This window comes from Massilia sp. Dwa41.01b, from assembly GCF_014171775.1.
Lineage (GTDB): Bacteria > Pseudomonadota > Gammaproteobacteria > Burkholderiales > Burkholderiaceae_D > Telluria.
Genome location: NZ_CP050454.1, coordinates 943580 through 969310 on the forward strand (window position 1 = coordinate 943580; position 25731 = coordinate 969310).

Here is a 25731-nt window from a genome sequence, read left to right on the forward strand (position 1 = left end):
AGCACGAATCCTGGCCAGATGCAGATCTGGGTCGACGCCGACGCCTGTCCCGCCGTCATCAAGGACATCCTGTACCGGGTGGCCGAGCGCACGCAGATCCCCGTGACGCTGGTGGCGAACCAGCTGATGCGCGTGCCGGGCTCGAAATTCATCCGTGCGCTTCAGGTGCCCAGCGGCCCTGACGTGGCCGACGCCGAGATCGTCGAACGCCTCAGCCCCGGCGACCTGGTCGTCACCGGCGACATCCCGCTGGCGGCGCAGGTGCTGGAGAAGGGCGGCTACGCCCTCAACCCGCGCGGCGACTTTTATACGAAGGACACCATCGCCCAGCAACTGACGATGCGCGCCTTCATGGAAGAACTGCGCAGCGGCGGCGTCGACACCGGCGGCCCGCCCGCCTTCAGCCAGGCCGACCGCCAGCAATTCGCGAATGCCCTCGACCGGCACCTGGCACGCCACCGTCCGCGCAGCTGACCGCAGCTGACCGCAGCTGACATTTGTCACCTTAAACTGGTGGCAGCTGCTTCTGTTGCGGCGTCCTCGCCAAACGCATACTGGGCTCATACCAACACGGGAGAGCCCTGATGAACACCACCACCCTGAAAACCCTGCTGCTGTGCGCCGGCATCGCTTGCAGCCAGGCCGCCCTGGCCGCCGCCACCCTGGTACGCGACGTGCGCGTCTTCGACGGCGAGAAAGTGCACGAGCGCCGCTCGGTGCTGTTCGAAAACGGCAAGATCGCCGACGCCGACTTCCGTGGCGCCGCCCCCGCCGGCAGTCGCATCGTCGAAGGCGCCGGCCGCACGCTGCTGCCCGGCCTGATCGACGCCCACACCCACGCCTTTGCCTTCCAGGAGTTGCCGGTGCTGTTCGGCGTGACGACCCAGATCGACATGTTCACCGACATTGGCATGATGAAAAAGGCCAGGGAAGAGATGGCACAGGGACGCCGCCATGACCACGCCGACCTGTTTTCGGCCGGCACCCTGGTCACCGCCCCGCACGGCCATGGTACCCAGTTCGGCGTCGCCATCCCCACCATCACCGGGCCGGAACAGGCCCAGGCCTTTGTCGACGAGCGCATCGCCGAAGGCTCGGACTTCATCAAGATCGTCATGGAAAGCGGCTACGGCTTCCCCTCGCTCGACCTGGCCACGGCGAAGGCAGTAATCGAGGCGGCGCACCGGCGCGGCAAGCTGGCCGTGGTCCACATCGGCACCGAGAAGGATGCGCGCGCCGTGCTGGAAGCGGGCGCCGACGGCCTGGTGCACCTGTTCCCGGCGGCATCCGCCGATGCGCAAGGCCTGGCGCGCCTGGCCGCCAGCCGCGGCGCCTTCGTCATCCCGACCTTCACCGTACTGGAAAGCATGGCGGGCTGGCGCGGCGACGACCTGCTGGCCGATCCCGCTCTGGCCGGTCTGCTCGGCAAGGACGCGCAGGCCCCGCTCAAGGCACGCTACGGCAATACGTCGCATCCCGAGCGGCTGGCGGCGCCCAAGGCCGTCACCGCGGCGCTGGTCAAAGCGGGCGTACCGGTGCTGGCCGGCACCGACGCCGGCAACCCCGGCACCCAGTACGGCGTGAGCATGCACCGCGAGATGGCGGCCCTGGTCGAAGCGGGCCTGACCCCGGCGCAGGCTCTGGCCGCCGCCACCAGCGTGCCGGCGAAAGTGTTCAAGCTGGGTGGGCGCGGCCGCATCGACAAGGGCTACAAGGCCGACCTGCTGCTGGTGGAGGGTAACCCTGCGGCCGACATCCTGGCCACGCGCCGCATCGTCGAAGTGTGGAAGGACGGCGAGAGCGCGAACGCGCTGCGCGCGGGCCAGCGCCAGCAGGTGGCGCAAGCCGCCCGTGAAGCCGCCAGGGGCAGGGCGGCATCTCCCCTGCCGGCGGACGGGCGCATCAGCCGCTTCAGCGAGAAGGGGCTGGCCAGTCCCTTCGGCATGGGATGGGGACCGTCGACCGACGGTTTCGCGGGCGGCAAATCCACCGTGGCCTTGAAGACGGGAGCGGTGCTGGCGGATGGCGAGGTGCCGCTCGCGATCGAGGCCAAGGTGGCGCCGGGCCTGCCCTTCGCCCGGGCCGGCGTGGCCTTCATGCCTGGCGCGCGGCCGATGGAGCCGGTGAACCTGTCCGCCGCCAACAGCGTGCGCTTCAAGGTGCGCGGCGACGGCAAGACTTACCAGATCATGGCGATGACGGACGGTGTACGCATTCCCGCCGCCAAGTCCTTTGTCGCGGGACCGGAATGGACGGAAGTGTCCGTTCCCTTCAGCGAGCTGAAAGGCTTCGATCCGTCGGCGATGACCATGTTAGGATTCAACGCCGGTCCGCAGCCGGGCGACTATCGCTTCGAGATCGCCGACGTGCGCCTGCTGGCACAATAACGACTACCACAGGAAGAGATGAACACGATCACGCAGGCGATGCGGCGCGTATGGACGGGGCCCTGGCTTCCGCCCGAGCAGGGCAAGCGGCCCTACCTCTGGCTGCTGAGCCTTGGCTACATGTTCTGGAAGTACGCCTACGTACCACCGAGCCTGCGCGAGGCGCTGCTGCTGTCGCTGACCCTGGTGGTCTTCTTCTGGCTGTACTGCGCCAGCTACTGGGCGCGCGGCAGGCAAGTCGCCGCCTGCATGCTGGTCAGCTGCCTGATCGGCGCTGCCTGGGTGCGCTGGAACGTGGGCGCCGCCACTTTCTTCATCTTCGCCTGTGCCATGGCCGGCCAGATCGTCTCGGTGCGGCATGCCATGCTGTCGATCGCCGGCGTCATCGCCTTTGGCGGGCTGGCCGCGCTGCTGATCGAGGAAACGCGCATGTGCTGGCTGTTCCTGATGCCGCTGCTGACCGTCAGCCTGCCGGTGGGCATCGGCGCCGTGCTGGACGCACGCCTGCGCCGTTCGCGCGAGGCGCTGCTGCGCAAGCAGGAGGAGGTCGAGCACATGGCCACCATCGCCGAGCGCGAACGGATCTCGCGCGACCTGCACGATTTGCTGGGGCATTCGCTGTCGATGATTACCCTGAAGGCGGAACTCGCCGGCAAGCTGCTGGACCATGAGGGCGGAGGCGACGCCGCCCGCGTCGCCGCCAGGCGCGAGATCGCCGACATCGAGCAGGCCGCGCGCCAGACGCTGGCCGAAGTGCGCGCGGCCGTCAGCGGCTACCGCGAGAGCGGCCTGGCACAAGCCCTCGCCAGCGCCCGCGCCAGCCTCGCCGCGGCCGATGTCGAACTGGACGAGCAGGTCGCGCGCGTGCCGCTGGCACCGGCCGCCGAACACGTGCTGGCATTGGCGCTGCGCGAAGCCGTCACCAACGTGGTGCGCCACGCCGGCGCGCGCCGCTGCACGCTGTCGCTGGGGCTGGAGGAGGGCAATGCGGTGCTGCGCGTTGCCGACGACGGCACCCGCCTGCGCGGCGAACACGACCTACGTCACGGCAACGGCCTGGCCGGCATGCAGGAACGTGCCGCATCCCTTGGCGGCAGGCTGGCGCTGCGTGTCGGCGCCGGGCTGGCGCTGGAACTGCGCGTGCCCGCCGGAGGCGCGGCATGATCCGGGTCCTGATCGCCGAAGACCAGGCCTTGGTACGGGGCGCGCTGGCGGCCCTGCTCGGACTGGAACCGGACCTCGAAGTGGTTGGCACCGCAACCGACGGCAGGCAGGCGCTGGGGCTGTGTGCCGAGCTCAAACCCGACGTGGTGCTGACCGACATCGAGATGCCGCACCTGACCGGCCTGGAGCTGGCGGCGCGCCTGGTCGAGGAGGGGCGCCGCCTGCCGCGTCCTGATCGTAACCACGTTTGGGCGCAGCGGCTACCTGCGCCGCGCGCTGGCGGCCGGGGTACGCGGCTACCTGCTCAAGGATGCGCCCGCCGAGACGCTGGCAGCCGCGATCCGTACCGTGCACGGCGGCGGCATGACGGTGGCGCCGGAGCTGGCCGTGGCCAGCTGGAGCGGCGGAACCGATCCGCTCACCGAACGCGAACGCCAGGTCCTGCGCCTGGCGGGGGAGGGCAGCAGCAGCGCCGACATCGCGCGCCAGGTGCACCTGTCCGAAGGCACGGTGCGCAACTACCTGTCCGAAGCCATCAGCAAGCTCAACGCGGGCAACCGGGTCGAAGCCTATCGCCTCGCGCGCGACGCCGGATGGCTCTGAGGAGTACCTGCGGCCAGCCGGAACGTAGCGCCGTCCAGCTTGCTTATCTGTCATCATCCCCACGGATGCGCGAGAGGAGCGGCAAGTGTGGATGGAACGTAGCTGGATGATCGTGGTGCAGGAGTTTTCCGACCTGGGCGATGTGGAAGGCATTACCCGTGTCGTCGTGCGCCTGCTGGTGGCGGTGGTGCTGGGCGGGATGCTCGGCTATGAGCGCGAATCGGTCGGCGCCTCGGCCGGCCTGCGCACCCACATGCTGGTGTCGCTCGGCTCGGCCATGTTCGTGCTGATCCCGCTGCAGGCAGGCATGGAGATCGATGACCTGTCGCGCGTGCTGCAAGGCATCACCGCCGGCATCGGCTTCCTCGGCGCCGGCGCCATCCTCAAGCACAGCAACAAGAACGACATTCGCGGGCTGACGACGGCCGCCAGCGTCTGGCTGACGTCGGCCATCGGTATTGCCGCCGGCATGGGGCGCGAGGCGACCGCCGTGCTGAGCGCGCTGTTTGCCCTCGTCATCCTTGCCATTCTGCGCACCAGCCCTAAGCGGGGCGCCGACAAGCAGGGGCGCGACCGCTAGGTTCGCCAGCATTCGTTTTCATCAGGCAAGCGGGCGCCTCGTCCGTGCCGGTTTGCTAGGATAACTCGCCTGGTGAAAACCTTGTGGCGAGGCGCCCATGTCAGGAAATCAAGCGGACCCACGGACCGACAGCTACACGGCTGCGCGCGTCAACGATGCCCTGAATATCCTGCGCAAGGATGGCATGAATCCCGCGCTGGAATTCATGCAGCTGGTCGGCGTGCCGCGGCGCGTCGCCATGCGTGTGTTGAGTTTGCCCGAGCAGCAGCGCTGCGCCGATCGCCGCCGCGCGGCCAGGTAAGCCCTTGCAACCGAAACAATCTTCCCGTATTTATGTTGCCGTACACCAACATAAGTTGGATGTGAGCGAGGTTTTGCTTCCTCCAAGGCCGAGTCCCTTCTTAGAATGTAAAAGCCGAACAAGGTCGATCTGACCTTTTCCCCGCTTCTTACTTTCTATTTTCCGGTGCCTTTGCGCATCGGAGCAAAGGACCATCATCATGGCTGTTCCCCAGTTCTTTCGCCAGCGCGCCCTGGCGGCGCTCGTGGCCACCGCCTGCCTGAGCCCGTTCGCTGCCAGTGCCGCGGACGAGGACACGGCGGCGTCGCGCCTCCACGTCAGTGGTTTTGCCTCGATCGTTGCCGGCCGCAACATCGATTCGCCGACCCAGCCCGATTATGCCGGCCCCAGCACCCTCGGTGGCCGTGCCTGCCCCTGCTATATCACCGACTGGACCAATGGCAGCGTGTATGGCGACGACCTGACTTTCAAGCCGGAATCGCGCGCCGGCATCCAGCTGCGCTACAACGCCACCGACAAGCTGTACTTCGTTACCCAGGTCGTCACCCGTGCGGTCGAACCGAAGCCAGCGGTCGAGTGGGCCTACGGCAGCTACAAGCTCAACGATAACCTGGAAGTCCAGGCCGGCCGCAAACGCATTCCGCTGTACTACTACTCCGATTTCCAGGACGTCGGCACGGCCTACCCATGGATCGGCACCCCGCCCGAACTGTATGGCTGGGAAGTGACGAACTACAACGGCGCCAGCGTTCGCTACAAGACCAAGCTGGGCCGTATCAACCTGAGCTCGAGCGTGTTTGGCGGCAAGGAAACCAAGAAGGAAACGCCGTACTACGCCATGTTCACCGAGGGCGACACCAAGGTCACCTGGCGCAACCTGGTCGGCGGCGACCTCGAGGCCAGCCGTGGCCCGCTGACCGTGCGCGCCGTGTACATGCAGGCGCAAGTCGATACCAGCAACGCCACCACCGAATGGAGCGATACCGCACGCCTGCGCGCCTTTGGCCTGGCGGCCAACCTCGATTTCGACGACTGGTTCGTGCTGAGCGAAGTGACCCGCCTGTCGCGTACCTACGACGCCTACCGCGTCGACGCGCCGGCCTACACCATCGGCGCCGGTTACCGCTGGGGCAGCTGGACCCCGATGCTCAACTTCGCGCACTACGAAGAGAAGAGCACCGACCACGACTGGTACGAGCCCGCCGCCTACCAGCGCGCCTCGCTGACGCTGCGCTACGACATCAACGAAACCAGCAGCGTGAAAGTCCAGTTCGACAAGTACAAGGACACCACCCATAACTTCGGCGACGACCTCAAGGCCCTGCGCGCGGCCTACGAAATGGTGTTCTGAGCAAAGGAAACAAGATGAAAAAGATGATCAACATTGTCGGCCTGTCGCTGGGACTGGCCGTGGCCGCCAGTGCCGGCGCCGAAGTGGTCGTGGTGGCCGGTGCCGCCAGCCCGGTCGCGAAAATGACGAGCGACCAGGTCGCTGACCTCTACCTGGGCAAGTCCAGCGGTCCTGCCCTGATCGACCAGGACAAGAACTCGGCGGCACGCACCGAGTTCCTGGAAAAAGTGGCCTCGAAAAAGGGCGCCCAATACGAAGCGACCTGGGCGAAGATCGAGTTTTCCGGCAAGGGCATGCGCCCCAAGGTGCACGCATCCGATGCGGCCGTCAAAAAAGCCCTGGCGGCCGATCCGAACGCGATCGGCTATATCGACAAGGATGCGGTGGACGGCAGCGTCAAGGTGCTGCTCTCGGTGCAGTAACCGCCGGTTGCACAGCATCCCGCACGAGTCCCTGCGCCAGCCCCTGGCGCAGGGATTTTTTTTCGCGCGTCCGGCGTAATAAAAAAGCGGCCACGCGGGCCGCTTCGATGGAGCGCGGGCTGTTACTGCTCGCGCTGCCAGATTTGCGAACGGCCCAGCATCGGCATGCCGATGTAGCCGCGCACTTCCATCTTCTGGCCGCCGTCGCGCAGCGTGGCCTTGCTCTTGTAGACCTTGCCCTTGGCCGGGTCGAGGATTTCGCCGCCCGAGTATTCGTTACCGTCCTTCTTCAGGCCCGACAGGATCGTCATGCCGATGATCGGCTGGTTCTTGCGCGAATCGGTGCAGGCGGTGCATTTCGGGTTCTGGTCTTCGTTTTGACCGCGGAACAGCTTTTCGATCTTGCCCTGCAGGGCGCCGTTTTCCTCGGTGACGCGTACCAGCGCTTTCGGCAGCTTGGTTTCGTCGTCGATGGTCTTCCACAGCCCGACCGGCGACCCGGGGTTCTGTGCCCATGCGGCGGTGGTGAGCAGCATGGTGGCAATCAGGCTGGCGGGGATCAGCTTGCGCATGTTCGGTCTCCAATTTGTTATGAATAAGCCAGAGTGTAGCAAACCGTTCCGTTGATGTGGCAACTCCGCGTGTCAAAATTGCTTGAAGGATAGAGCGTAGCGGCACAATCTTGAACAGATTACTCACGATGAAACGATTGCGGGGCGGACGAACATGGTTTTGCTAAAGATATTCGGCCTCCTGGCCGCGATGCTGGCCGTTGTCGGCTTCGGTCTTTGTGGGATCGTCATCGCGGACGCAAACCGCGAAACCCGCACCGCCATCCTGGTCGTGGTAGGAGCGGTGCTCGTCTTCTTGCTCTTCACGCTGGGCTCTGTCGTGTAGAAAGGGATCAAGGGCAGCTTCTCGTCTTTCGATTCGCCACCATGAGCGCACCCGTGCTTGCGCCCGCGACCGCGCAACTGGTCCACCTCGTGCTGGAATGGCTGGCGATGGCCGTCGGCTTCCATCGCTGGACGTACGCGCGCTGAAGAAATCCTGCATCCACTTCGCCCAGCCGGACGGCAAGATGATTCCCTTCGAGAGCTACAACCTGTTGTACCGCGCCGGCGCGCAGCGCGAGACCATCCGCCGCAGCATCGCCTTGCAGACGGCGGCAAGGCGCATGCCGGCGCGGCGATCGTTGGCGGCGACCTTATCCCGCACTGGCCTGAATCGTCTGGTGTCGCATCACGCGCGACGCGCCCACGCCGATTTCGTGCGGCCCCACACTTTGAAACACATCAATATCGGAGCACTGCTCGTCCATATGCTGGAACTCAGGCGCAAAGTCTTTGCGCGTTCTCAACTCAACCATTGAGGAAACATCATGAGTGTATCCAGATTGATGAGGCAGCTCCTTGCTGCGTCCGTGCTGGCATTGGGGGCAGGGACCGCCTCCGCCGATATCGTCGTCATCGACTTCGACGACATCAGCGGCATCTACATCGACTCCTACAGCGAGTCCGGCTTCGACATCGTCTCGCTGGAAACAGGCGTCGGCGGCGGCCACCTGCACCCGGGCAGCGGCGACCTCTGGCTGCACAGCCAGTTCGGCTCTTCGCCCTACCAGATCCGGCGCACGGACGGGGCGAATTTCGACGTGCTCGGCTTCGAGTACCTGGGCGGCACCTCGACCTTCATTGCCGACAACGGCGCCACCTTCAATATCGTCGGCGAAGTGCCGCTGACCCACGTCGAACTGCCGGCCAGCTTCCAGAACGTCAATTACATCAACTGGTACATGACCACGCCCGACCCGGACGACATCTATGGCGAAGACTGGGGGCGGATCGACAACATCGTGACGCGGGTGGCGCCGGTGCCGGAACCGGCCCATGCGGGCATGCTTGGGCTGGGCCTGGGGGCGCTGCTGGCGGCCCGCCGGCGTGCACGCCGCAAGGAATAGGCAGGGCGCCGGCAATCGGTCTCACGGCGGCGGTGTGATGGACCTGCCGTCGCCACGGCCTGCCTTCGTGGGACCGGGCTTCGGAGGTGATAGCATTGACTGACCTTCCTCGCCAATGGAGCCGCCATGCCTCTCGATCTCCGCGAAACCTATGTCCACCTCTCGGAAGACGGCAGCGCCCGGGCGCTCGATGGCAACGGCTTCTGGCAGCTGCCCGAACCCGAGAGCGCACGTTATGACAAAGGCTGGCTGATTACCGAATTTGCGTTCACCGAGGATTGGCCGACCTGGGAAATGCACCCGGAGGGCGACGAGTTCGTGTATCTGCTCTCCGGCGCGGTGGAACTGTTGCTGGAGCGCGACGGGACGGTGGAAACGGTGACGCTCGAAGGCAGCGCTGCGGCGCTCGTGCCGCGCGGAGTGTGGCACACCGCCAAAGTGCGCTCCCCGAGCCGCATGCTGCATGTGACGCGTGGCGCGGATACCCAGCACCGGCCAGCCTAGTCCAGAAGACCGACAGACGGCATACAGGCTGGGGTCAGGTCTGACATTTGGACACGGCCTCTGCCTTGGCTTCAGGCCTCACACGTGTCAGCTTGCACTCCAGTGGCACATCGTACAAAAACAGCCCCGGACGATGCACCCTATAGTCGAGTTCGTGTCCGAATGTCAGACCTGACCCCAGCCTCTCAGTTGGTGCGTCAGGCGCCGGTGCGCTTCGGGCGGTGCCCAAGCCTGGTCAGCGTATCCATGACGAGCTCGCAGTGGTCGCCCTGCACTTCGATCACGCCATCCTTCACGGTGCCACCCGAGCCGCAGGCCGTGCGCAGCTGCTTGCCGAGTAGTGCGAGGGCGGAGGCGTCGAGCGTGAGGCCCTTGACGAGGGTAACGCTCTTGCCGCCGCGGCCTTTCGTCTGGCGCGACACGCGCACGACGCCATCGCCGGTGGGCACGGTGCTCGCCTTGCAGGCGCACTGGGAGAGGGGCTGGCGGCATTCCGGGCACATGCGCCCGCCATCGGTGGAATAGACCAGGCCGCCGTTTGCGCGAGGTTTCATAGCTGGTTGCTTGAGGTGGAATAGAGCACGGCAGTGTAGCAGCACAGAATGAAAAAAACCGGCCGGCGGGCTTGCACCCGGCGGCCGGTTTCATGCGGCTGGCAGCCCGCCCGATCAGGCTGGCGGCAGCTTGCCCAGCTGCTCGCGCATCTTCTCGATGGTCGCGCTGAAGTTCGCCAGGCGTTCCTTCTCCTGCGCCACGACGGCAGCCGGCGCGCGCGCGACGAAGCTTTCGCTCGACAGCTTGCCGTTGGCCTTGGCGATCTCGCCCTCGATGCGCGCGATCTCTTTCGAGAGGCGCTCGCGTTCGGCGGCGACGTCGATTTCCACTTTCAGCATCAGCTTGGTCGTGCCGACAACCGACACGGCGGCCGGCGATTCCGGGAGGGCATCGACGATCTGCACTTCCGCCAGTTTGCCGAGCGAGGCGATGAAAGGCGCGAAGCCGGCCATGTTGGCGCGGTCGGCTTCATTGCCCGGTTCGACGATCAGCGGCACGCGCACCGACGGCGACAGCTTCATCTCGCCGCGCAGGTTGCGCGTCGCATTCGTGAGCTCCTTCAGCTGCGCCATCCAGGCTTCGGCGGACTCGTCGATCGCATCCGGATTGGCGATCGGGTAGGGCTGCAGCATGATGCTGTCGCCCGACTTGCCGGCCAGCGGCGCCACCGCCTGCCACAGTGCCTCGGTCACGAACGGAATGACCGGATGCGCCAGGCGCAGGATCACTTCCAGCACGCGCAGGAGCGTGTGGCGGGTGGCGCGCTGCTGCGCCTCGGTACCTTGCTGGACCGAGACCTTGGCCACTTCCAGGTACCAGTCGCAGTACTCGTCCCAGACGAACTTGTAGATGCTGCTGGCGATGTTGTCGAAGCGGTAGTCCTCGAAGCCTTTCGCCACTTCCAGCTCGACCCGGTTCATCAGCGAGATGATCCAGCGGTCCGACGGCGACAGGTCCTCGGGGTTCGGCGCCGAGCAGTCCTTGCCCTCGGTGTTCATCATCACGAAGCGCGTCGCATTCCACAGCTTGTTGCAGAAGTTGCGATAACCCTCGGCGCGACCGAGGTCGAAATTGATGTTGCGGCCCAGGGACGCGTAGCTTGCCATCGTGAAGCGCACGGCATCGGTGCCAAAGGCCGGAATCCCGCTCGGGAATTCCTTGCGCGTGGCTTTCGCAATTTTTTCGGCGGCGCGCGGGTCCATCAGGCCAGCGGTGCGCTTGGCCACCAGCGACTCGACGTCGATACCGTCGATCAGGTCGATCGGGTCCAGCGTATTGCCCTTCGACTTGCTCATCTTCTGGCCCTGCGAATCGCGCACCAGGCCGTGCACGTACACGGTCTCGAAGGGCACCTTGCCCGTGAAGTGCGCGGTCATCATGACCATGCGCGCGACCCAGAAGAAGATGATGTCGAAGCCCGTCACCAGCACCGACGAGGGCAGGAACATCTTCATGTCCGGCGTCTCCTCCGGCCAGCCCATGGTCGAGAAGGGGACGAGGGCCGAGGAGAACCAGGTGTCCAATACGTCTTCGTCGCGGCGCAGTTCACCCGTGATGCCTTGCGCGGCGGCCTTGGCCTTGGCTTCTTGCTCGTCACGGGCGACGATGATGTTGCCGGCTTCGTCGAACCAGGCCGGGATGCGGTGGCCCCACCACAGCTGGCGCGAGATGCACCAGTCCTGGATATTGCCCAGCCACTGGTTGTAGGTTGTCGACCAGTTCTCCGGCACGAACTTGATTTCGCCGCTGGCGACTTTTTCGAGCGCCACTTCGGTGATCGATTTGCCCGGATTGAAGCTACCTTCCGGGGCCGGCTTCGTCATGGCGACGAACCACTGGTCGGTCAGCATCGGCTCGATCACGACGCCGGTGCGGTCGCCGCGCGGCACCATCAGCTTGTGCGGTTTCACCTGTTCGAGCAGGCCAAGCGCTTCGAGGTCGGCGACGATCTGCTTGCGCGCTTTGAAACGGTCCAGGCCCTGGTATTGCGCGGGGGCGTTCTCGTTGATCTTCGCGTCGAGCGTCATGATCGTGATCGGCGCGAGATTCGCGCGCTGGCCGACGGCGTAGTCGTTGAAGTCGTGCGCCGGGGTGATCTTCACGCAGCCGGTGCCGAATTCCTTGTCCACATAGCTGTCGGCGATGATCGGGATTTCGCGATCCGTCAGCGGCAATTTCAGCATCTTGCCGTGCAGGTGAGTGTAACGCTCGTCGGTCGGATCGACCGCCACGGCGACGTCGCCCAGCATGGTTTCAGGACGGGTGGTGGCCACCGTCAGGTGGCCCGAGCCGTCGGCCAACGGGTACTGGATATACCACATCGAGCCGTCTTCCTCGACCGAATCGACCTCCAGGTCGGAGACGGCCGTGCCCAGCACCGGGTCCCAGTTCACCAGGCGCTTGCCGCGGTAGATCAGGCCCTGCTCGTACAGGCGCACGAACACTTCCGAGACGACCTTCGAGCGGGTCTCGTCCATCGTGAAGTATTCGCGGCTCCAGTCGGCCGAGGCACCCAGGCGGCGCATCTGGCCGGTGATGGTGTTGCCCGATTTTTCCTTCCACTCCCAGACCTTCTTGATGAATTCGTCGCGACCGAGGTCGTGGCGCGAGACCTTCTGGGCGTCGAGCTGGCGCTCCACCACGATCTGCGTGGCGATACCGGCGTGGTCGGTGCCCGGAATCCAGGCCGTGTTATGGCCGCGCATGCGGTAGTAGCGCGTCAGGCCGTCCATGATGGTCTGGTTGAACGCGTGGCCCATGTGCAGCGTGCCCGTCACATTCGGTGGCGGCAACTGGATGCTGAACGCGGGCTTGCCGGCGTCGAGCGTGGCGGCGAAATACCCGCGCTCTTCCCAGGCGGCGCGCCAGTGTTGTTCGATGTCGGCTGGCTCGAAAGACTTGGCTAATTCCATGATGTGGCAGTGTGAGGTGCGAAAACGACCATTATAGAGGAGGAGGGCGGGGGTGAGGTCAGGCGATAGCGGGAAATTCGGCGTCGAATCGTTGTCGTTCGTGGCGCTGTTGCGTGTGTTGCGTGTGTTGGTATCGGTATGCCCAATCCGCGTGGGCACGGGGTGCCCACCCTACAGGAGGCCCTCTTGGCAAGCCCAGGCAACCCCCGGTTCAACGCACATGTCCCCCAGGGTGGGCACCTGTGCCCGCGCGGATTGAACCCATCACGAACGGCACAGGCAACAACCCCATGTCCAGGGGAGCACCCGTCCCGAGTAAGCGCTCAATATTTTTTTGCTAACGCCAATTCGCAGGCTATAATCCGCCCGCTGCCGCAAGGCAGCACACGCTAGGGGTCCTGCGCGTCGATCGATGCGCGGGTGAGACATACCCTCTGAACCTGATCTGGATAATGCCAGCGAAGGGAAGCTTTCGAGATGCGGATTCGTGCCCACGCACGCGCCTGACGCCACTCTCGGCCTCCTTTGCTGGCTCCTCACGCAAAGGAGCCGCATGAATGCACCACTGAAGTTCGACGCCGCCACCGCCATGGTGGACAGCGCCGCGATTGCCCCCTTCCCGAATTCGACCAAGGTCTACATCGAAGGCAGCCGCCCCGATATCCGCGTGCCGATGCGCGCCGTCGCCCAAAGCGACACCCCGGCCAGCTTCGGCGGCGAGACCAACCCGCCCGTCTTTGTCTACGACACCTCCGGCCCCTACACCGACCCGGCAGCGTCCATCGACATCCGCCGCGGCTTGCCGGCACTGCGCCGCACCTGGATCGCCGAACGGGGCGACACCGAGGAGCTGTCCGGCCCGAGCTCGACCTACGGCGCCGGGCGCCTGCTTGATCCGAGCCTGGACGCGCTGCGCTTCGAGCTGCAGCGCAAGCCGCGCCGCGCGAAAGAGGGCGCCAACGTCACCCAGATGCATTACGCCCGCCGCGGCATCATCACCCCGAGATGGAATTCATCGCCCTGCGCGAGAACCTGCGCCGCAAGGAGTACCTGGCGTCGCTGGAAGCGAGCGGCGAGATGGGCCGGCGCACGGCCGCGCTGCTGGGCCGCCAGCATCCGGGCCAGTCGTTCGGTGCCGCCATTCCTGAGGAGATCACGCCGGAATTCGTGCGTTCCGAGGTCGCCCGTGGCCGCGCCATCATCCCGGCCAACATCAACCACCCCGAGAGCGAGCCGATGATCATCGGCCGCAACTTCCTGGTGAAGATCAACGCCAACATCGGCAACTCGGCCGTCACCTCGTCCATCGGCGAGGAAGTGGAAAAGATGACCTGGGCGATCCGCTGGGGTGCCGACAACGTGATGGACCTGTCCACCGGCAAGCACATCCACGAGACGCGCGAATGGATCATCCGTAACAGCCCGGTCCCGATCGGCACCGTGCCGCTCTACCAGGCGCTGGAAAAAGTGAACGGCAAGGCCGAAGACCTGACCTGGGAAATCTACCGCGACACCCTCATCGAACAGGCCGAGCAGGGCGTCGACTACTTCACCATCCACGCCGGCGTGCGTTTGCCGTATGTGCCGATGACGGCCAAGCGCCTGACAGGCATTGTGTCGCGCGGCGGCTCGATCATGGCCAAGTGGTGCCTGGCGCACCACGAGGAGTCCTTCCTCTACACGCATTTCGAGGACATCTGCGCCATCATGAAGCAGTACGACGTGGCCTTCAGCCTGGGCGATGGCCTGCGTCCGGGTTCCATCTACGATGCCAACGACGAGGCCCAGCTGGCCGAACTGAAGACCCTCGGCGAACTGACCCAAATCGCCTGGAAGCACGACGTACAGGTGATGATCGAGGGGCCCGGCCACGTGCCGCTGCACCTGATCAAGGAGAACATGGACCTGCAGCTGGAACAGTGCATGGAAGCGCCGTTCTATACGCTGGGGCCACTCACCACCGACATCGCGCCCGGCTACGACCACATCACCTCCGGCATCGGCGCGGCCCACATCGGCTGGTACGGCACCGCGATGCTGTGCTACGTGACGCCGAAAGAGCATCTCGGCCTGCCCGACAAGAACGACGTCAAGGACGGCATCATCACCTACAAGATCGCGGCCCACGCCGCCGACCTGGCGAAGGGCCACCCGGGCGCGCAGATCCGCGACAACGCGCTGTCGAAAGCGCGCTTCGAATTCCGCTGGGAAGACCAGTTCAACCTCGGGCTCGACCCGGACAAGGCGCGCGCCTTCCACGACGAGACGCTGCCCAAGGATTCCGCCAAGGTGGCGCATTTCTGCTCGATGTGCGGCCCCCATTTCTGCTCGATGAAGATCACCCAGGAAGTGCGCGCCTACGCGGCCGAGCAGGGCGTGGGCGAAGACACGGCTCTGGTGCGCGGCATGCAGGAAAAGGCGATCGAATTCGTGCGCGGCGGCGCGAAACTGTACCGCGAGGTCTGAGCATGTTCGACATCGAACTCAATGGCGAACCCTACAGTTTGCTGGACGGCCAGACCCTGGGCGACCTGGTGCAGGCGCTCGGCGTCGGGAAGCAGGCGGTGGCGCTGGCGGTCAACCGCGAGGTGGTGCCGCGCCAGCAGTGGGCCTCGCGCGTGCTGGCGCGCCAGGACAAGGTCGACATCGTGCGCGCCATCGGCGGCGGCTGAAAGGATGAACAAAGGATGAACATGAGCGAAGACTTCCTCACCATCGCGGGCAAGCAATACCGCTCGCGCCTGCTGGTCGGCAGCGGCAAGTACCGCGACCTGGATGAAACACGCGAGGCCACGCTGGCGGCCGAAGCCGAGATCGTCACGGTGGCAATCCGCCGCGTGAACATCGGCCAGGATCCGAAGGCGCCAAATTTGCTCGACGTGCTGCCGCCGTCCCGGTTCACCATCCTGCCCAATACCGCCGGGTGCTACAACGCCAGGGACGCGGTCTACACCCTGCAGATGGCGCGCGAACTGCTGGACGGGCACAAGCTCGTGAAACTCGAGGTGCTGGGCGACGAGACCACGCTGTTCCCGCACATGCCGGAAACCCTGAAGGCGGCCGAGACCCTGGTGCGCGACGGCTTCGACGTCATGGTCTACTGCAGCGATGACCCGGTGCAGGCGAAACTGTTGCAGGAGATCGGCTGCGTGGCCGTGATGCCGCTGGCCTCCCTCATCGGTTCCGGCATGGGCATCCTCAACCCCTGGAACCTCAAGTTGATCATCGAGGAGGCCCGCGTGCCGGTGCTGGTCGACGCCGGCGTCGGCACCGCGTCGGATGCGGCGATCGCGATGGAACTCGGCTGCGACGGCGTGCTGATGAACAGCGCGATTGCCTGCGCACGCGCGCCGGTGCGCATGGCACGCGCGATGAAGCTGGCGGTGGAAGCGGGCCGCGAGGCCTACCTCGCCGGACGCATGCCGCGCCGCTTCGCCGCGTCGCCCTCGTCACCAAGCGACGGGCGCCTCGCGTGACGGCGTCCGGTAGGGCGTCCCATAGGGCGTCCCATAGGGCGGCTGTCATCGGACTGGCGACCGGGTCGGCGTCGGTTACCGCGCCGGGTACCGCGTCGCATAGCGCGCCGGGTACCGCGTCGCATGGCGCGTCGCATAGCGCGGCCGGCATCTCCCCGGCATGGCGCCGGCGGTGCTGGTCTTCGCCGGCCTCGATCCCGGCGGCGGCGCCGGTTCGGCCGCCGACATCCTGGCGATCGCCGCCCAGGGTGCCCACGCGCTGCCGGTGGCCACCGCGCTGACGGTGCAGGACAACAACCGCGTGCATGCCGTGCGTCCGGTCGAGACCGAGTTCGTGCTGCACCAGGCCCAGGCCCTGATCGATACCTGCGCCATCCGCGCGGTCAAGATCGGCATTCCCGGCAACCGCGCAAATGCGCTGGCGATTGCCGGGCTGCTGAGAAGCCTGCGCAAGCGTGATCCGAAGCTGCCGGTCGTGCTCGATCCGGTGCTCGCCAGCGGCCATGGCGATGCGCTGGCGTCCGGCGATCCGCTCGATGCCGTCGCCGAGCTGCTGGCGCTGGCCACCATCGTGCTGCCGAACGAGCCGGAAGCCTGCGCGATCGGCGCCTTCCCCGGCGCCCAGTGGCTGGTCACGGGCGGCCATGGCGATGGCCAGTTCGTCACCAACCGCTGGTATGCCAACGGACAGCTGGAACAGCGCTGGCGCTGGCCGCGCCTGCCCGGCGCCTACCACGGCAGCGGCTGCACCCTGGCGGCCGCCCTGGCCGCACGCCTGGCGCTGGGCGAATCGATGTTCGAGGCGCTGGGAGCCGCCCAGTCCTACTGCCACGAAGCCCTGGCCCAGGCCTTCGCGATCGCGCCGGGCCAGCGCATTCCCCGCCGCTTTTACAGCGCACAGGCCAGGACGGCGTGCAGGCGCTGCCCACCACATGAAAGGATCCAATATGCACGGCTTGTATCTCGTCACCCCGAACTGGGACGACACCGACCGGCTGCTGGCCGCCACCGAAGCGGCCCTGCGCGGCGGCGCGGCCCGGTGCAGTACCGCCACAAGGAGGCCGGCGCGGCACTGCGCCTGGAGCAGGCGACGGCGCTGCTGGCGCTGTGCCGGCGCCACAAGCGGCCGCTGGTCGTCAACGACCACCTCGACCTGTGCATGCGCATCGATGCCGACGGCGTGCACCTGGGCGGGGGCGACACCGCGCTGCAGCAGGCGCGCTGGGGCCTCGGGCGCGACAAGATCGTCGGCGCCTCCTGCTATGGTGAGCTGGCGCTGGCACGCGCGGCGCAGGCGGCGGGCGCGAGCTACGCTGCCTTCGGCGGCTTCTATCCCTCGCCCGTCAAACAATACGATTTCGTCACGGCGCCATCGATCCTGGCCGCCGCGCGCGCCGAACTGGAGCTGCCGCTGGTCGTCATCGGCGGCATGACCCCATCGAACGCCGCACCCCCGGTGGCGCAGGGTGCCCACATGGTGGCGGCAATCACGAGCGTGTATGGCGAAGCCGACCCGGAAAGCGCGGCGCGCCGCTTCGCCACACTGTTCGAGGGGGCCGCTGCAGCCCACGCGCAGGGGGTTTGATGGACAGTCAGTTGTAGGGGCGAGACAGATCGGCTATGCTGGACTTCCCTATTTATTGCTCATGAGCAAAAATAGGGGATCTCCGGGGATATCCCCCTCTTCTACAGCAGGAATGACATGGACAACACCTTGATGAACGACGGCGTGCTGGAAGCGCTCGCATTCAAGCTCGGCAACGAAGAATACGGCATCAAGATTTTGAAGGTGCAGGAAATCCGCGGCTACGAGGCCGTCACCCGCATTGCCAGCGCGCCGGAACATGTCAAGGGCGTGGTCAACCTGCGCGGCACGATCGTGCCGATCGTCGACATGCGCATCAAGTTCAAGCTGGGTGAGCCGACCTACAACCAGTTTACCGTCGTGATCATCCTGAACATCCAGGACCGCGTGGTGGGCATGGTGGTGGACGCGGTGTCGGACGTGATTTCGCTGACGGCCGAGCAGATCAAGCCGGCGCCGGACATGGGCGGCGCGCTCAACACCGATTACCTGCTGGGCCTGGGCACGGTGGACGAACGCATGATCATCCTGGTCGACATCGACCGCCTGATGACGTCCGAGGAAATGGGCGTCATCGAGACCCCGGCGAGCTGAGTGATCATGCTGAGCCGACTCAAGGTAGGAACCCGACTGGCGCTGGCCTTTGTGCTGGTGCTGGCTTTTCTCGTGGCCGTGATTGCGATGGGCATCAGCAAGCTCGGTGCGCTCCATACCGGCACCCGTACGATGGCGACCGACGCCTATCCGAAGGTGGTGCTGGCCCAGAGCCTGGCCGACCGCATCAACCGCAGCGCGCGCTCGGTGCGCGACTTGCTGTTGACGGACGATGCCCAGGCCGTGGCCAAGAACCTCGGCGTGATCGCCACCAGCCGCAAGGAAGCGGCCGAGATGTTCGCCGGGCTCGACAAGCTGGTGGTATCCGAGGATGGGGTCAGGAACCTGCGCACCTACAAGGCCGCCTACGACCAGTACATGGTGGCCCTCGATGAAGTCATGCGCCTGCGCGCCGCCGGCGAGCACGATGCGGCCGTCGCCCATCTGCTGGGCCCTGCACGCAAGATCCAGAGCGCGGTCTTCATTTCGTCCAACGAACTGATCGACCACCAGGGCAAGACCATGCAGGCCACCTACGAGGCGGCCGAGCAGACCTATGTCGTCGGCCGCAACGCCATGCTGATCCTGGGCGCGCTGGCGCTGCTGGGCGGCGTGGCGGCCGCCACCGTCATCACCCGCAGCCTGCTGCGCCAGCTGGGCGGCGAACCGACCTATGCGGCCGACGTCGCAGAGCAGATCGCCGCGGGCAACCTCGGCGTGCCGATCGCCACCCGCGCCGGCGACACCGGCAGCCTGCTGTTTGCCATCAAGGGCATGCGCGACAGCCTGGCTGGCATCGTCAGCCAGGTGCGTCTCGGTACCGACACCATCGCCGCCGCGTCCGCCGAGATCAACGCCGGCAACCAGGACCTGTCCAGCCGCACCGAGCAGCAGGCTTCCTCGCTCGAGGAAACCGCATCGTCGATGGAAGAGCTGACCGCGACCGTCAAGCAGAACGCGGACAATGCGCGCCAGGCCAACCAGCTCGGTGCCAGTGCCTCGCAGGTCGCGGTGCGCGGCGGCGACGTGGTGGCGCAAGTGGTCGAGACCATGGACGCGATCAACGCTTCCTCGCGCAAGGTGGTCGACATCATCGGCGTCATCGACGGCATCGCCTTCCAGACCAATATCCTGGCCCTGAACGCCGCCGTGGAAGCGGCGCGTGCCGGCGAACAGGGACGCGGCTTCGCCGTCGTCGCCTCCGAGGTGCGCAACCTGGCCCAGCGTTCGGCTGCGGCAGCGAAGGAAATCAAGGCCTTGATCCACGCTTCGGTCGACCGTGTCGACGCCGGCAGCGCGCTGGTGGCGCAGGCCGGGACGACGATGCGGGAAGTGGTCGACAGCGTGCGCCGCGTGACCGACATCGTCGCCGAGATCAGTGCCGCCAGCGCCGAACAGAGCGCCGGCATCGAGCAGGTCAATGGCGCCATCGCCCAGATGGACCAGGTGACCCAGCAGAATTCGGCCCTGGTCGAGGAAGCCGCCGCCGCCGCCGAATCGATGCAGGACCAGGCCGCGCGCCTGAGCCAGGTGGTGGCCCTGTTCCGCCTGGGCGAGGAAGACGCGGTTCCCGTGCGTGCGCAGACATCGTCCGTGACCGCCCTGGTGCCGGCAAGCGCGTCCGTGCGCTCCTGAGCCGCTTCGCACCGACACCCCGCCCGCAAGGCGGGGTTTTTTTTCGCCCGCCGCCGATGAAGGCCGCCCGGCGCCGCGCGCACCGTCCCTGTTCTTGTGCCTACAATAGCGCTATTGCACCTACCGAGAACATTTCGATGCACCTGCTACACCTGTTCAATCGCACCCGCCGCCATCCTTCCGCCATCCTCTTGATGGTGCAGTTGCTCGCGATGGTGCTGTACCCGTTTGTCGAGCACACGGCCGCCGGCCACGTGACCCTGAACGCCTTCGGCATCGTCATCCTGACGCTGACTACCAACATGGTACGGCGCACGCCCGGGCTGACGCGCATCAGCGTGATGCTGGCGGTGCCGATCATTGCCCTGCTGATCGCGCAGATGCTCTACGACCTGCCGCAGCTGCGCGCCTGGTCATCCGGACTGGAAGTGATCTTCTATTTCTATGCCGCCGGCTCGCTGATCGCCTACATGCTGGAAGACCGGCACGTGACCACCGACGAACTGTTCGCCGCCGGCGCCACCTTCACGCTGCTGGCCTGGGCCTTTACCCACCTCTACCTGCTGGTGCAGGCGCTGGCGCCTGGCTCCTACGGCGCCGCGGTGCACCCCGAGCTGCCGCGCACCTGGAGCGAACTGAATTACCTCAGCTTCGCACTGCTCTCGAGCACCGGCATCGGCGACGTCATCCCGCTTACCGTGCACGCGCGCTCGCTCGCCAGCATCGAGATGTTCGTCGGCCTGATGTATCTTGCCGCCGTGGTGGCGCGCCTGATCGGCCTGACGATGCAGCCGAATAAGTAATGTAGGGTGGGCGGCTGTATCCGCGATGGCGGATCGACGACGAGGTCAATGCCGCCCACGCGTTCAACCGTCATACGAGCAGCCGCGTCAGTCCTACTCTTCGCCAACCGGCATGCCGGTGTACTCGCGCACCAGGAATGCCTCCAGCTCGGCCAGCGGCATCGGCCGCGCGAACAGGTAGCCCTGGCCTTCGTCGCACAAGGCTTCGCGCAGGGTCTCCACCACCTCGTCGGTTTCGATCCCTTCGGCCACCACGGACAGGTCGAGCACGTGGGCCATGTCGATCAGCGCCCCCACGAAACCGTCGCCGGCCGGGTTGTCGGAGATGAAGGAGCGGTCCAGCTTCAGCACGTCGATGGGCAGGCGTTTCAGGTAGGACAGGCTCGAGTAGCCGGTGCCGAAATCGTCGATCGAGAGGCGCACGCCCAAGGCTTTGAGGCCCCTGAGCACTTCCACCGACTGGTCGAGGTCCTCGATCAGCGCGCTTTCCGTCAATTCCAGTTCCAGTGCGCCTGCCGGCAAGCCGGATTCGGCCAGTGCGGTGCGCACGTGGCCGATCAGGTCCGGCGAGCGCAACTGGCGCGCCGAGACGTTGACGGAAACGTGCAGGTGCAGGCCGAACTGCTCGTTGATCTGCTGGACGTCGCGGCAGGCCGCGCCGAGTACCCAGCGGCCGATGGTTTCGATCTGGCCGCGCTCCTCGGCCAGCGGGATGAATTCCAGCGGCGCCACGCGGCCGAATTCGGGATGGTCCCAGCGCAGCAGCGCTTCGACGCCGAGCGTGCGCAGCGAGCGCAGGTCGACGCGCGGCTGGTAGTGCACCGCAAACTGGTTCTGCTCCAGCGCCCGGTGCAGTGCCGCCTCGAGCTGCAGGCGGCGCTTCGCCTCCAGGCTCATTTCCGGCTCAAAAAACTGGAAGGAGCCGTCGCCCTGCGCCTTGGCCTTGTACATGGCCGTGTCTGCCTTCTGGAACAGCTCGTCGGTCGACGTGTCCTCGCCCCCGGCCAGGCTGATGCCGATCGACGCCCCCACGCGCATTTCCATGCCGTCCGCAACGAAAGGCATATCCATCGTGGCGAGCAGGCGCCGCGCAATGGCGGTCGCGGCCTCGCGGCCCATGCAGCTCGCTGCCACGACGAATTCGTCACCGCCCAGCCGCGCCACGACGTCGCCCGGCCGCATGCACGATTGCAGGCGCCTGCCCACCTGTTGCAGCAGCCGGTCGCCGGTGGCGTGGCCCATTGAATCGTTGACTTCCTTGAAGCGGTTCAGGTCGATGAAGAACACCGTCGTCCCACCCTGGCCCTGGTCGAGCATGCTCGATACGCGGCGGTTGATCCAGTTCCGGTTCGGCAGGCCCGTCAGCGTGTCGCGCGTGGCCAGTTCTTCCAGCCGCGCCTCGGCGCGCTTGCGCTCGGTAATGTCGATGATGAAGGCTGTCAGCGACCGTGCCTCGCCCTGCGCATCGAGCTCGACGGTCTGGTTCACCAGGGCGACGACATGGTGGCCCTGGCGGTGCAGGAGCACGGTCTCGAGTGCACGTTCGCGATGACCGGTGCAGCGGACGTTGAGCGCCGGGCTGGCGTCGCCGGCAACCAGGATGGCCGCTACGGGCTTGCCGACCAGTTCCTCGCGCGAGTAGCCGGAGAGCTGGCACAGTGCCGGATTGATGTCTTCGACGATGCCGTCGCCGTTGAGGAGCATGTAGCCGGCCGGCGTGATCTGGATCGTTTCGCGAAAGCGCCGTTCGCTGTCGCGGATCTGCTGTTCGCGCGCCACACGATCGGAAATGTCGTGGAAAAACACCGACAGGCCTTCTTCGTGCGCATAGATGCGCTCGCTGACCCAGACACCGACCGGTTCATAGAAGGTTTCGAAGCTGATGCTTTCGCGGCTTGCCATGGCCTTGACCAGGTTCTGGCCGACCACCGACTCGGCCAGGCCCGGGGCAACGTCCCACACGACCTTGCCGAGCGCCGCGTCGCGGTCGACACCGACGAAGGCTGCCGCGCGGTTATTCGCATACACGATTTCCCACGACGAGTTGACGGAGAAAAAGCCGTCGTCGATGCTCTCGATCAGGGTGAGGTTGTGTTCGGCCATGCGCTCGAGGCGCCGCAGCATCTCGTTTTCGCGCGTGATATCGCGCGACACGAACACGGCGCCCAGGCAGTCGCCCGTCACCGGATCGATCACCATGCGCGTCTTCGATGCCAGCGCGCGATACTGGCCCTGCGTGTCGCGCTTGCGCAGTTCGATCGCATCCGGCCGCGGTTCGCCGGCCAGGATGCGCCGCATGTCGTCGTTGGCATGGGCATGGTCGTCCGGATGCACGAAATCGATCGCCGGTTGCCCGATCAATTGTTCCCTTGTCCAGCCGAGGTTGCGTGTGAAGGACGAGGAAATGTCGATGTAACGCCCGTCCAGGTCGCAGAAGGCCACGAGGTCGGTCGCGTTGTCGACCATGAGCCGCAGGGTAGCCGCATCGCGTGTCGCTCCATCCAGCGCTACCTGTCGTCCCGTCACGTCCACCAGCGTGCACGCGTATCCGCCATCCTGTTGCCGGGGCAGGGCCGTGATCAGGCCGTGCCGCTGGCGGCCATCGCCGCAGGCAATCTCGAGCTGGCATTCGAAGGCTTGCCGCCGCGCCAGCACGCCATCGAGTTCGCGCGCGAGCGCAGGACCGTCTGTCACGGCGACCGTTGCCAGCCAGGCAGGCAGCGGCATGCCCGCCATGTCCGGCAGCAGTCCCGGGCACCACGCCAGCGGCGCTTCGCACAGGCCCTCGGCATCGATGGACCATGCGAGGTGAAGAAGCGGTTCTTGGGTCGAGCTGCGTTCGCGGATCATGTTGGGCGGCTTCGTGTCGTGAGCCAGGCACTGGCGCCTTGCTCACATGCTTGATATGGAATCGGAAAAAAGTCAGGTCAGGACAGGAGGCCGAGCGCTTGCGTACTGTGTACGCATGCACGGCCGACCGTGGACGATAGCATCGCTAGTTCCATGCGGCAACATTCCAGTAAGCCTGCCTCTTGTTTGTGGTTCTGTTGCAACTGAAGAAGCGGTAGGCGTGACAGGTCTGTAAATAGAGAATGGCAACTTCGATAGTGGCCGAGCTCATCTGCCTGGCGGTTCATGCACTGATTGAACGCGCAGGCGGCGCGGATGCAACGTCGACGCACAGGGCAGGGCCGAGCCGCCTACCCTACCGCGAGGCAAAAAAAAGGACGCCGAAGCGTCCCTTTTTTTCACCCGAAGGCGTCGATTACTTACCGCAGCCCAGCGACTTGATACGGTCGTAGGCAGCCTTGGCTTGCACCAGGCCATAGCCGTACTTGGTGTCGCGGCCGGCGGTGCCCAGGTCCTGGGCGCTGGCGGTCAGCGAGGTACGGATCTGCGCGCCCGTGCAGGTCGGGAAGTAGCTCCACACCAGTGCGGCGACGGCCGACACGTGCGGGGTGGCCATCGAGGTGCCATCGAAGTAGGCATAGTTGGTTGCCTTCACGCCGACAGTGGCGCTCTGGCCCAGCTTGGTCTTCATCGATGCGCCATCGACATCGGTCGCGGTGACCGACGGGATGCTGGTCACGGTGGTGCCGAGGGTCGCGCCGAAGGCACCGGCCACGTTGTTGTACACCACCGCGCCGACGCCGCCGCTGCTCTGGCAATTCGAGACCTTGGTCGCGAAGTCGACCGTGCCGCGGGCGATCAGGCAGACCTTGCCGGAAACGGCCGTGTTGACCTTGTCGCCGATGCCGAAGTCGGCCAGCGCAGCAGTCGCGGTCTTCACCGGCGAGCCTTCCATCGCGCCCGGGACGTAGGTGGTGGTGCCGACTTTCAGCACGCCTTCGCTGCCGCTGCCCATCGGCACGGTCGACAGGACGCCGACGCCGGGACCGGCGATTTCGACCTTGCTGTTGTACTGCGAGAAGCTCGCCCACTGCTTGTTCTCGTCGACGGCGCCAACCATCATCACGCTGCTGTAGCCGGCCGGGTAGGACACCACGGTGTTGCCGTCGTTACCTGCGGCGGCGATGTTCAGCACGCCCTTGGCCTGGAGCGCATCGAATGCATTCCTTTCGGTGGTGCTCGATCCGCCGCCGCCCAGCGACATGCTGATCACGTTCGCGCCGGCCGCGCCGCACTTGTTGGCGGCCGAGGCCAGGGTCGACGAGTAGGCCCAGCCGTCGGCGCCGAAGACCTTCACGATATGCAGCTTCAGGCGCTTGTTCGGGTTGACGCCGACCACGCCGACGCCGCTGTTGTTGACCCCGGCGATGGTGCCGGCAACGTGGGTGCCGTGGTGGTTTTCGTCGGTGTACCACCAGCCGGTGCCGGCATCGTATTCGCCGGTGACGACGTTGCCGGTCAGGTCTTCGTGGTCGCGGTTGTAGCCGGAGTCGATGATGCAGACCTTGCGGTTGCCGACGTTGGCGTCGCTCAGCAGGTCGGCCTGGACTTGCTTGATGCCGTAAGGGACCAGTTGGCCCGCGGTGTAGGGCGTGCCGGTCGACGGGCTGGTCAGCGCGAACGGACGGCGGATCACGTCTGGCTCGATGTACTCCACGTTCGGGTTGTTTTCCAGGCCTTTCAGCGCAACCAGTGGCACTTCAATGGCCATGGCGTTCGTGCCAAAGATTTCGTGCTTGACCGAACCCCTGGCGGCCTTGACCACGCCTTTGAGGGCGGCGGCGCTGCCTGGCTTGAAGGCGACGATGACACGGGTGGTGTCCGGTGCTGCGGCATGGGCATTGCAGAACACGCCGGCCGCGATGGCGGCCACGCACAGCTTGAGGGTGGTAAGGGCGTGCTTCGATTTCTGAACCATCTAATTCTCCGTATATAAACCTGTTAAATGCCGCGATTTCTTCGGTCGCATGCACGTTTTTTGAAAAACGA

Annotated in this window: 21 protein-coding genes, 4 pseudogenes and 1 riboswitch; of the genes and pseudogenes, 20 read left to right on the forward strand and 5 right to left on the reverse strand. The window is 65.8% G+C overall.

The genetic code is table 11. The features are described from left to right. The first annotated feature begins 18 nt into the window (after positions 1–18). The 8 genes and pseudogenes from G4G28_RS04325 (at position 19) to G4G28_RS04360 (ending at position 6808) form a co-directional block, all read left to right on the forward strand. Positions 19–474 (forward strand): YaiI/YqxD family protein, encoded by a 456-nt coding sequence (locus G4G28_RS04325; protein WP_182991712.1) that lies wholly within the window; start codon positions 19–21, stop codon positions 472–474. 110 nt (positions 475–584) lie between these two features. Further along, positions 585–2387: a CIA30 family protein gene (locus G4G28_RS04330; protein ID WP_183108080.1), complete on the forward strand. Its 1803-nt coding sequence runs from the start codon at positions 585–587 to the stop codon at positions 2385–2387. 18 nt (positions 2388–2405) lie between these two features. Continuing rightward, positions 2406–3551, forward strand: a complete 1146-nt coding sequence (locus tag G4G28_RS04335; RefSeq protein ID WP_182990980.1) for a sensor histidine kinase — start codon at positions 2406–2408, stop codon at positions 3549–3551. Then, positions 3548–4154 (forward strand): annotated as a pseudogene (locus tag G4G28_RS28845) (response regulator transcription factor). Before G4G28_RS04335 ends, G4G28_RS28845 begins: the two are co-directional and overlap by 4 nt. A gap of 91 nt (positions 4155–4245) precedes the next feature. Then, positions 4246–4734 (forward strand): MgtC/SapB family protein, encoded by a 489-nt coding sequence (locus tag G4G28_RS04345; protein WP_229425577.1) that lies wholly within the window; start codon positions 4246–4248, stop codon positions 4732–4734. A 97-nt stretch (positions 4735–4831) separates the two neighbouring features. Then, on the forward strand, positions 4832–5035 hold the full coding sequence (locus tag G4G28_RS04350) for a hypothetical protein (protein WP_182990981.1): 204 nt from the start codon (positions 4832–4834) through the stop codon (positions 5033–5035). Between the two features lie 199 nt (positions 5036–5234). After that, positions 5235–6386: a porin gene (locus tag G4G28_RS04355; RefSeq protein ID WP_182990982.1), complete on the forward strand. Its 1152-nt coding sequence runs from the start codon at positions 5235–5237 to the stop codon at positions 6384–6386. 14 nt (positions 6387–6400) lie between these two features. Beyond that, on the forward strand, positions 6401–6808 hold the full coding sequence (locus tag G4G28_RS04360) for a hypothetical protein (RefSeq protein WP_229425452.1): 408 nt from the start codon (positions 6401–6403) through the stop codon (positions 6806–6808). A gap of 122 nt (positions 6809–6930) precedes the next feature. Here the strand turns inward: G4G28_RS04360 and G4G28_RS04365 are convergent, their stop codons facing one another. Continuing rightward, positions 6931–7380 carry a DUF2147 domain-containing protein gene (locus G4G28_RS04365; protein WP_182990983.1) on the reverse strand — a complete coding sequence of 150 codons (450 nt, stop codon included), beginning with the start codon at positions 7378–7380 and terminating at the stop codon, positions 6931–6933. Between the two features lie 190 nt (positions 7381–7570). Here G4G28_RS04365 and G4G28_RS27395 point away from each other — a divergent pair, with 190 nt between their 5' ends. The 4 genes from G4G28_RS27395 (at position 7571) to G4G28_RS04385 (ending at position 9272) form a co-directional block, all read left to right on the forward strand. After that, entirely contained in the window at positions 7571–7705 is a 135-nt protein-coding gene (locus tag G4G28_RS27395) for a hypothetical protein (protein WP_267873662.1), read from the forward strand. A gap of 184 nt (positions 7706–7889) precedes the next feature. Next, positions 7890–8180: a hypothetical protein gene (locus G4G28_RS04375; RefSeq protein WP_183108518.1), complete on the forward strand. Its 291-nt coding sequence runs from the start codon at positions 7890–7892 to the stop codon at positions 8178–8180. Between the two features lie 9 nt (positions 8181–8189). Beyond that, complete coding sequence (locus tag G4G28_RS04380; protein WP_182990984.1) at positions 8190–8768, forward strand: PEP-CTERM sorting domain-containing protein; 579 nt, start codon at positions 8190–8192, stop codon at positions 8766–8768. A gap of 126 nt (positions 8769–8894) precedes the next feature. Next, on the forward strand, positions 8895–9272 hold the full coding sequence (locus G4G28_RS04385; protein ID WP_182990985.1) for a cupin domain-containing protein: 378 nt from the start codon (positions 8895–8897) through the stop codon (positions 9270–9272). A 197-nt stretch (positions 9273–9469) separates the two neighbouring features. Here the strand turns inward: G4G28_RS04385 and G4G28_RS04390 are convergent, their stop codons facing one another. Then, on the reverse strand, positions 9470–9826 hold the full coding sequence (locus G4G28_RS04390) for a translation initiation factor Sui1 (protein ID WP_182990986.1): 357 nt from the start codon (positions 9824–9826) through the stop codon (positions 9470–9472). 114 nt (positions 9827–9940) lie between these two features. After that, the gene (locus G4G28_RS04395; RefSeq protein WP_182990987.1) at positions 9941–12739 is read right to left on the reverse strand and encodes a valine--tRNA ligase; all 2799 of its coding nucleotides are present in this window, start codon (positions 12737–12739) and stop codon (positions 9941–9943) included. 381 nt (positions 12740–13120) lie between these two features. After that, positions 13121–13223: riboswitch (TPP riboswitch) on the forward strand. 69 nt (positions 13224–13292) lie between these two features. Here G4G28_RS04395 and thiC point away from each other — a divergent pair. The 8 genes and pseudogenes from thiC to G4G28_RS04435 all read left to right on the forward strand — a co-directional run bounded on the left by thiC (position 13293) and on the right by G4G28_RS04435 (position 20832). Then, a pseudogene (gene thiC, locus G4G28_RS04400) lies at positions 13293–15205 on the forward strand (phosphomethylpyrimidine synthase ThiC). Positions 15206–15207: 2 nt separating this feature from the next. After that, complete coding sequence (gene thiS / locus G4G28_RS04405) at positions 15208–15411, forward strand: sulfur carrier protein ThiS (RefSeq protein ID WP_182990988.1); 204 nt, start codon at positions 15208–15210, stop codon at positions 15409–15411. 21 nt (positions 15412–15432) lie between these two features. Continuing rightward, complete coding sequence (locus tag G4G28_RS04410; protein WP_182990989.1) at positions 15433–16215, forward strand: thiazole synthase; 783 nt, start codon at positions 15433–15435, stop codon at positions 16213–16215. Positions 16216–16375: 160 nt separating this feature from the next. Continuing rightward, positions 16376–17023: pseudogene (locus G4G28_RS04415) on the forward strand (hydroxymethylpyrimidine/phosphomethylpyrimidine kinase); the annotation flags it as partial. Positions 17024–17162: 139 nt separating this feature from the next. Next, positions 17163–17800: pseudogene (gene thiE / locus G4G28_RS04420) on the forward strand (thiamine phosphate synthase). 117 nt (positions 17801–17917) lie between these two features. Then, complete coding sequence (locus G4G28_RS04425; RefSeq protein WP_229425453.1) at positions 17918–18394, forward strand: chemotaxis protein CheW; 477 nt, start codon at positions 17918–17920, stop codon at positions 18392–18394. A gap of 6 nt (positions 18395–18400) precedes the next feature. Continuing rightward, positions 18401–20029, forward strand: a complete 1629-nt coding sequence (locus tag G4G28_RS27750) for a methyl-accepting chemotaxis protein (RefSeq protein WP_183108082.1) — start codon at positions 18401–18403, stop codon at positions 20027–20029. A gap of 137 nt (positions 20030–20166) precedes the next feature. Beyond that, the gene (locus tag G4G28_RS04435) at positions 20167–20832 is read left to right on the forward strand and encodes a two pore domain potassium channel family protein (protein WP_182990990.1); all 666 of its coding nucleotides are present in this window, start codon (positions 20167–20169) and stop codon (positions 20830–20832) included. Positions 20833–20925: 93 nt separating this feature from the next. On the opposite strand, the gene G4G28_RS04440 is transcribed toward G4G28_RS04435, so the two are convergent. Together G4G28_RS04440 and G4G28_RS04445 are read right to left on the reverse strand one after the other, a co-directional pair. Further along, the gene (locus G4G28_RS04440) at positions 20926–23682 is read right to left on the reverse strand and encodes an EAL domain-containing protein (RefSeq protein WP_182990991.1); all 2757 of its coding nucleotides are present in this window, start codon (positions 23680–23682) and stop codon (positions 20926–20928) included. A gap of 415 nt (positions 23683–24097) precedes the next feature. After that, entirely contained in the window at positions 24098–25660 is a 1563-nt protein-coding gene (locus G4G28_RS04445; RefSeq protein WP_182990992.1) for a S8 family serine peptidase, read from the reverse strand. Between the last annotated feature and the right edge of the window lie 71 nt (positions 25661–25731).

Bases quoted from the DNA above. Each gene is read 5' to 3' on its own strand.
- G4G28_RS04325 (WP_182991712.1), top strand. From the start codon at position 19: ATGCAGATCTGGGTCGACGCCGACGCCTGTCCCGCCGTCATCAAGGAC.
- G4G28_RS04330 (WP_183108080.1), top strand. From the start codon at position 585: ATGAACACCACCACCCTGAAAACCCTGCTGCTGTGCGCCGGCATCGCT.
- G4G28_RS04335 (WP_182990980.1), top strand. From the start codon at position 2,406: ATGAACACGATCACGCAGGCGATGCGGCGCGTATGGACGGGGCCCTGG.
- G4G28_RS04345 (WP_229425577.1), top strand. From the start codon at position 4,246: ATGGAACGTAGCTGGATGATCGTGGTGCAGGAGTTTTCCGACCTGGGC.
- G4G28_RS04350 (WP_182990981.1), top strand. From the start codon at position 4,832: ATGTCAGGAAATCAAGCGGACCCACGGACCGACAGCTACACGGCTGCG.
- G4G28_RS04355 (WP_182990982.1), top strand. From the start codon at position 5,235: ATGGCTGTTCCCCAGTTCTTTCGCCAGCGCGCCCTGGCGGCGCTCGTG.
- G4G28_RS04360 (WP_229425452.1), top strand. From the start codon at position 6,401: ATGAAAAAGATGATCAACATTGTCGGCCTGTCGCTGGGACTGGCCGTG.
- G4G28_RS04365 (WP_182990983.1), bottom strand. From the start codon at position 7,380: ATGCGCAAGCTGATCCCCGCCAGCCTGATTGCCACCATGCTGCTCACC.
- G4G28_RS27395 (WP_267873662.1), top strand. From the start codon at position 7,571: ATGCTGGCCGTTGTCGGCTTCGGTCTTTGTGGGATCGTCATCGCGGAC.
- G4G28_RS04375 (WP_183108518.1), top strand. From the start codon at position 7,890: ATGATTCCCTTCGAGAGCTACAACCTGTTGTACCGCGCCGGCGCGCAG.
- G4G28_RS04380 (WP_182990984.1), top strand. From the start codon at position 8,190: ATGAGTGTATCCAGATTGATGAGGCAGCTCCTTGCTGCGTCCGTGCTG.
- G4G28_RS04385 (WP_182990985.1), top strand. From the start codon at position 8,895: ATGCCTCTCGATCTCCGCGAAACCTATGTCCACCTCTCGGAAGACGGC.
- G4G28_RS04390 (WP_182990986.1), bottom strand. From the start codon at position 9,826: ATGAAACCTCGCGCAAACGGCGGCCTGGTCTATTCCACCGATGGCGGG.
- G4G28_RS04395 (WP_182990987.1), bottom strand. From the start codon at position 12,739: ATGGAATTAGCCAAGTCTTTCGAGCCAGCCGACATCGAACAACACTGG.
- thiS (WP_182990988.1), top strand. From the start codon at position 15,208: ATGTTCGACATCGAACTCAATGGCGAACCCTACAGTTTGCTGGACGGC.
- G4G28_RS04410 (WP_182990989.1), top strand. From the start codon at position 15,433: ATGAGCGAAGACTTCCTCACCATCGCGGGCAAGCAATACCGCTCGCGC.
- G4G28_RS04425 (WP_229425453.1), top strand. From the start codon at position 17,918: ATGGACAACACCTTGATGAACGACGGCGTGCTGGAAGCGCTCGCATTC.
- G4G28_RS27750 (WP_183108082.1), top strand. From the start codon at position 18,401: ATGCTGAGCCGACTCAAGGTAGGAACCCGACTGGCGCTGGCCTTTGTG.
- G4G28_RS04435 (WP_182990990.1), top strand. From the start codon at position 20,167: ATGCACCTGCTACACCTGTTCAATCGCACCCGCCGCCATCCTTCCGCC.
- G4G28_RS04440 (WP_182990991.1), bottom strand. From the start codon at position 23,682: ATGATCCGCGAACGCAGCTCGACCCAAGAACCGCTTCTTCACCTCGCA.
- G4G28_RS04445 (WP_182990992.1), bottom strand. From the start codon at position 25,660: ATGGTTCAGAAATCGAAGCACGCCCTTACCACCCTCAAGCTGTGCGTG.